6 protein-coding genes and 1 pseudogene are annotated in these 4,822 nt (G+C 64.4%); 3 read left to right on the forward strand and 4 right to left on the reverse strand.

Going from position 1 to position 4,822, the window contains the following annotated elements; translation table 11 throughout:
• Both flgA and flgH read left to right on the forward strand, forming a co-directional pair.
• The coding region (gene flgA, locus MOV75_RS27680; protein ID WP_247006949.1) for a flagellar basal body P-ring formation chaperone FlgA at window positions 1-451 on the forward strand (451 nt) is incomplete at its 5' end.
• Between the two features lie 3 nt (window positions 452-454).
• A complete protein-coding gene (flgH, locus tag MOV75_RS27685; RefSeq protein WP_246920646.1) occupies window positions 455-1,219 on the forward strand; it encodes a flagellar basal body L-ring protein FlgH in 765 nt (254 codons plus the stop codon).
• Window positions 1,220-1,408: 189 nt separating this feature from the next.
• Here flgH and MOV75_RS27690 read toward each other — a convergent pair whose 3' ends face one another.
• From MOV75_RS27690 to MOV75_RS27700, 3 genes and pseudogenes are all read right to left on the reverse strand, one after another.
• Window positions 1,409-2,188, reverse strand: coding sequence for a 2-keto-4-pentenoate hydratase (locus MOV75_RS27690; protein WP_246920644.1), 780 nt, complete (start codon window positions 2,186-2,188; stop codon window positions 1,409-1,411).
• Window positions 2,189-2,650: 462 nt separating this feature from the next.
• On the reverse strand, window positions 2,651-3,016 hold the full coding sequence (gene dksA, locus MOV75_RS27695; RefSeq protein WP_008554760.1) for an RNA polymerase-binding protein DksA: 366 nt from the start codon (window positions 3,014-3,016) through the stop codon (window positions 2,651-2,653).
• Between the two features lie 215 nt (window positions 3,017-3,231).
• A pseudogene (locus MOV75_RS27700) lies at window positions 3,232-3,841 on the reverse strand (NAD(P)-dependent oxidoreductase).
• Between the two features lie 149 nt (window positions 3,842-3,990).
• Between MOV75_RS27700 and MOV75_RS27705 the strand changes: the two are divergent.
• Window positions 3,991-4,362: a helix-turn-helix domain-containing protein gene (locus MOV75_RS27705; RefSeq protein ID WP_246920706.1), complete on the forward strand. Its 372-nt coding sequence runs from the start codon at window positions 3,991-3,993 to the stop codon at window positions 4,360-4,362.
• A gap of 172 nt (window positions 4,363-4,534) precedes the next feature.
• Here MOV75_RS27705 and MOV75_RS27710 read toward each other — a convergent pair.
• A partial coding sequence (locus tag MOV75_RS27710) for a flagellar assembly protein FliX (protein ID WP_247006950.1) occupies window positions 4,535-4,822 on the reverse strand: 288 nt, incomplete at its 5' end.

Below are 4,822 nucleotides of genomic sequence, written 5' to 3' on the forward strand. Positions count from 1 at the left end.
CGAACGCAGCGTCGGCATGCAGTTGCGCCGGCCGATGCGGGCCGGCACGCCGCTCCGTGCCGCCGACATCGTCAAACCCGACTTCGTGGTGCGCGATCAGGCCGTCACCATCATCTACCAGGTGCCCGGCGTCTATCTCACCACGCGCGGCAAGGCGATCGAGAGCGGCGCCGAGGGCGACACCGTCAGCGTGATCAACCTGCAATCCAAGCGCACGCTGACCGGTGTCGTCACCGGCCGCGGCCAGGTGACGATCCAGGGTGCGAGCCAGTCCGCACCGATGGCGCCCGCGGTCGAGCAGACCTCCTCGCTCCAGCGCGAAGCGCCCGCTCCCATCGACACTGCAGCCATCGTCCGGAGCCTGGTCCAGGCTCCTGCCTCGCCGGCTCAAGTCGCACAAGCACAGATTCCGCAAGTTCGCGCCTCGCAAGCTCCAGCCAAGTCAGAGTAAGTCATGTCCTCGTTCAGTTCGGCTTCCCGCCTTCGTCGCATCGCGATCTCTACCCTGCTGCTGGCCTCTTGCGCGCTGGGCGGCTGCTCCTCGATCGACCGTCTGTCGCAGATCGGCGAGCAGCCGAAGCTGTCGGCGATCGACAATCCGACGGCGCAGCCGGGCTACAAGCCGGTGCAGATGCCGATGCCGAAGCCGGAAGTCGCCTCCTACAATCCGAACTCGCTGTGGCGCAACGGCAGCCGCGCCTTCTTCAAGGACCAGCGTGCCCGCCAGGTCGGCGACCTCCTGACCGTGACCGTGAACATCACCGACAAGGCCAACCTCTCCAACGAAACCCAGCGCAGCCGCACCAATTCGGAAGACTCAGGCATCACCGACTTCATCGGCGCGAAGACGCTGGGCGCCCAGGCGCAGAAGGTGCTGCCCGGCCGCATCCTCACCGCCGACTCCACCGCGTCCAGCGACGGCAAGGGCTCGGTCAACCGCCAGGAGGCGTTGCAGACCAACGTCGCCGCCGTGGTCACGCAAGTCCTGCCGAACGGCAACCTCGTGGTCGAAGGCAAGCAGGAGATCCGCGTCAACTACGAGATCCGCGAGCTCATCGTCGCCGGCATCGTCCGTCCCGAAGACATCCAGAGCGACAACACCATCGATTCCACCAAGATCGCGCAGGCCCGCATCGCCTATGGCGGCCGCGGCCAGATCATGGACGTGCAGCAGCCGCGCTACGGCCAGCAAGTCATGGATGTGCTGCTGCCCTTCTAAGCTTCTCCCGAGCTCCCACATCGTGTTCGCGAACCTAGGCGCGAACGACGGTGTACGACGCGGCCCTCGCTAGCTCCCCTGGCGAGGGCCGCATGTATTTTGGCGTCGCGGCTGCAAAGCCCGCCAGTTGACGCTCTCAAACGCCGCGCCAACCTCCGTCATTGCGAGAGCGCCGAAGCGCCCCGCCCCTCACGTAAACTCCGCCTCCACCGCCCCCAAGCCCTCCAGTTCCATCCGCACCTTGTCGCCGGCCTTCAGCCACAGCGTCTTGACCAGGCTGCCGGTGAGCACGAGCTGTCCCGCGTGAAGACCCTTGCCTTCGGCGGCGAGATGGTTGGCGAGCCAGGCCAGCGCGTTGTGGGGGTGGCCGAGCACGTCGGCGCCGGTGCCGTGGCTGACCTCCTCGCCGTTGAGGATGGCGCGGCCCTTGACAGCCTTCAGGTCCGGAACCGACGAGCGCGGAACCGCCGGGGCCAGCACGCAGCCGGCCGCGAAAAAATCGTCCGCGATCAGCGTCGGCGCGCCCATCGTCTCCCACTTCACGTAGCGGTCGTCGACGATCTCTATCGCGGGATGATAGGCCTCGACCGCCTCGCCGACCCATTCGGCCGTGAACGGCGCCTCGCCGGCGGCGAGGTCGCGCTTCAGGCGAACCGCGATCTCGCATTCGACACCGACCCGGACATATTTGGAGGCGGCAAGCCTGGCGCCGCTGTCATGCACGCCCTTCTGGAACACGCCGCCGGCGCAGGGATGCGGGATGCCGATATAGTCCTGCATCACCTGGCTGGTGCAGCCGATCTTGTAGCCGACCAGCGGCCCGGCATGCGGAAGCAGCAGGTCGTGCAGCGTGCGCTGGACCTGATAGCCCTCGGCTTCATCAATGGGCGGACGTTCCAGCACCGCGAGCGGCGCATGGTTGCGGCGCGCCAGCGCGATCGCCTTTGCGGCTTCGAGAATCTTGTCCATCGGCGCCGCCTCCCACGCTACGCAGTCGCAGGCCGTACTTCAGCATCCCCGCTCCGGCCTGACAAGCGCGCCCGGCCGGGGATTACGGTGCCTCGCCCGCGTTTAAGGAAATATTGAGCTGGTGGAGGCTCTATGGAGGCAGGCGCCTCGCAGGTCCCGCAAACAGCGCAAAAGGCATGATTGCAGCGATGCTTCATGCAGCTGGATCAGCGCTTCAACTCCCGAGTCGATCTCGTTGAAGCGACTCGCAAAATCTCCCGCACCTGAAGTGAAGGCTGTTTCTCATCCGAACTCACGTGAGCTCGGAGGAATCGAGTCTAGCCCGTTGATCGCGATTCACTTTTCGCGCTTGCGCTCGCGCGCCGAGGCACCCGTCTGCAAGCGACAGGCAAAATGCTGATCACGACGCGAAACGGCGCCTTGCGTCCAAAAACAAAGAGCCGCATCTCTGCGGCTCGGACTCTATTCGTCGCGATAGACCTTCTCGCGTTTCTCGTGGCGCTCCTGCGCCTCCACCGAGAGCGTCGCGATGGGCCGGGCCTCGAGCCGCTTCAACGAGATCGGCTCGCCGGTGTCCTCGCAATAGCCGTAGGTGTTGTCCTCGATACGCTGGAGCGCGGCGTCGATCTTGGCGATCAACTTGCGCTGGCGGTCGCGGGCACGGAGTTCGATGGCACGGTCGGTTTCGGACGATGCCCGATCGGCGAGATCGGGGTGGTTCACGTTCTCCTCCTGCAAGGCTTGCAGGGTGAGCTTGGACTCTTTGAGGATCTCATCCTTCCAGGCAAGGAGCTTCAAACGGAAGTACTCCTTCTGCCGGTCGTTCATGAAAGGCTCTTTTTCGGTCGGTCGGTAGTTTTTCAACTTTTCCAAGGGCGGCCTATCTGTCTAAGCAACGACTCGCAACGGAAACGATGTCCGTTGAGCGGGGCGTTATATAGCGGCCTCCTGTGACAGACAATGTTTCCCTCACCGCCCGATCGGCGCCCCCAAGCCCTTGCACAGGAAGGTTTATCCTGGAGGGACCGGGGGCGGCCGAAGGCCTAGTAGCCGACCGTGAAGCGCTGCCTCAGATGGGCCGGGCGCTCGATCTCGTCGGCAAGCGCAATGGCGTAGTCAGCGAAGCTGATCCAGCTCTTGCCGTTCGCATCTGCGAGAAGCTGATCGGTGCCGAGCCGGAACTTGCCGGTGCGTTCCCCCTCGACGAACAGCGCAGACGGCGAAATGAAGGTCCAGTTCAGCTCCTTTTCCTGCCGCAACAGGTCGAGGAAGGCCGAGCCTGCTTCCGCTTCGGCCTTGTATTGGGCCGGAAAATTGGGAGTGGTGACCAGCTTCACGCCGGGCGCCACCTCGAGGCTGCCGGCGCCGCCGACGACGAGGTAGCGACCGACCTTGGCGCTTCGCCGCGCCGATCAGCTTGAGCGCGTCGCTGGTCAGGAAGTGCACGGAACTCACGGCGACGTCGTGCCCGGCCCACAGCTTGGCAAGGCCCGCCTGGTCGAGCACGTCTCCCTTGGTCGGCGTAACGTTCGGCAGGGCTGCGATCTTCTCCGGGTTCCGGGCGATGGCCGTGACCGCGTGGCCGCGGCGCGACAGTTCCTTGGTGATCTCCGACCCGGCCCGGCCCGAAGCGCCGGCGACTGCGATTTTCATTGGAAGGCTCCTTTGCTACAATGGTAACTAATGGAGACTAGATAACGAAAAGAATGCTGGTGTTAAGAGAGCACTTTGTGCTTACCTGATTACACGAGGGTAACCCCATGCGTACCGTAAGCGACGAGAACGGATTCCTAGGCCCGACCATGAAACCCGACGTCTATGCAGCGAACTGCCCTACCCGCCAGATTCTGGATCGCGTCGGCGACAAATGGGCGGTGCTGATCCTCCTGCTGTTGCGCGAGGAGGCGATGCGCTTCAATCAGTTGCGCCGCACGATCGAAGGCATTTCGCAGAAGATGTTGAGCCAGGTTCTCAAATCGCTCGAACGCGACGGGCTGATCAAGCGTCATGCCATCGCGACCGTGCCTGTCACGGTGCAATATTCGATCACGCAGCTCGGACTGACGCTCGCCAGCGCGGTCGATCCGCTGCGCGATTGGGCCGAGCAGAATCTGAAAGACGTTCTCGCCGCCCAGCGCCGCTACGACACGCAGCAGAAGGAGGAAGCGGCGTAATGGGTGCAACGAAGATCCACTAATTTAGCAGTCCCGTCATCCTGAGGTGCGAGCGGCGCGGTGCGCAGCAACGCGCAGGGAGCCTCGAAGGATGTACGGCCGAGATGCATCAGCCGGGCCCGCCCTTCGAGGCCTCCGCTTCGCTCCGGCGCCTCAGGGTGACGGATGACTCTTAAGCCTGCCCGGCCTTGGCGAGTTCGACCTCGACGCGCAGCTCGATCTCGGAGAGCAGGGAATCGAGACCGGGATCGCCCGAGGACGATTTCAGGTTCGCCGCAGCATCCCGCAGCCGCATCACGGTCGAGGCATCGAGATTGCCGGACAACAGACCCATCTTGAGATCGTCGAGCACGTCGAGCGCGGTCCTGCCGCGGGCCACCGAGCGCTTGCGGCGCTCGACCGGATCCTCCTCGACACCTTGCAGGGCCAGCAGCCCGTCGATGTTGGCGGCGGCCTTCGG

It is taken from the genome of Bradyrhizobium sp. PRIMUS42 (genome assembly GCF_023006515.1).
Lineage (GTDB): Bacteria > Pseudomonadota > Alphaproteobacteria > Rhizobiales > Xanthobacteraceae > Bradyrhizobium.

What these genes read in the sequence shown, in the direction of transcription:
- flgH (WP_246920646.1), top strand. Translation starts at nt 455, where the DNA reads ATGTCCTCGTTCAGTTCGGCTTCCCGCCTTCGTCGCATCGCGATCTCT.
- MOV75_RS27690 (WP_246920644.1), bottom strand. Translation starts at nt 2,188, where the DNA reads ATGGACAAGATTCTCGAAGCCGCAAAGGCGATCGCGCTGGCGCGCCGC.
- dksA (WP_008554760.1), bottom strand. Translation starts at nt 3,016, where the DNA reads ATGAACGACCGGCAGAAGGAGTACTTCCGTTTGAAGCTCCTTGCCTGG.
- MOV75_RS27705 (WP_246920706.1), top strand. Translation starts at nt 3,991, where the DNA reads ATGAAACCCGACGTCTATGCAGCGAACTGCCCTACCCGCCAGATTCTG.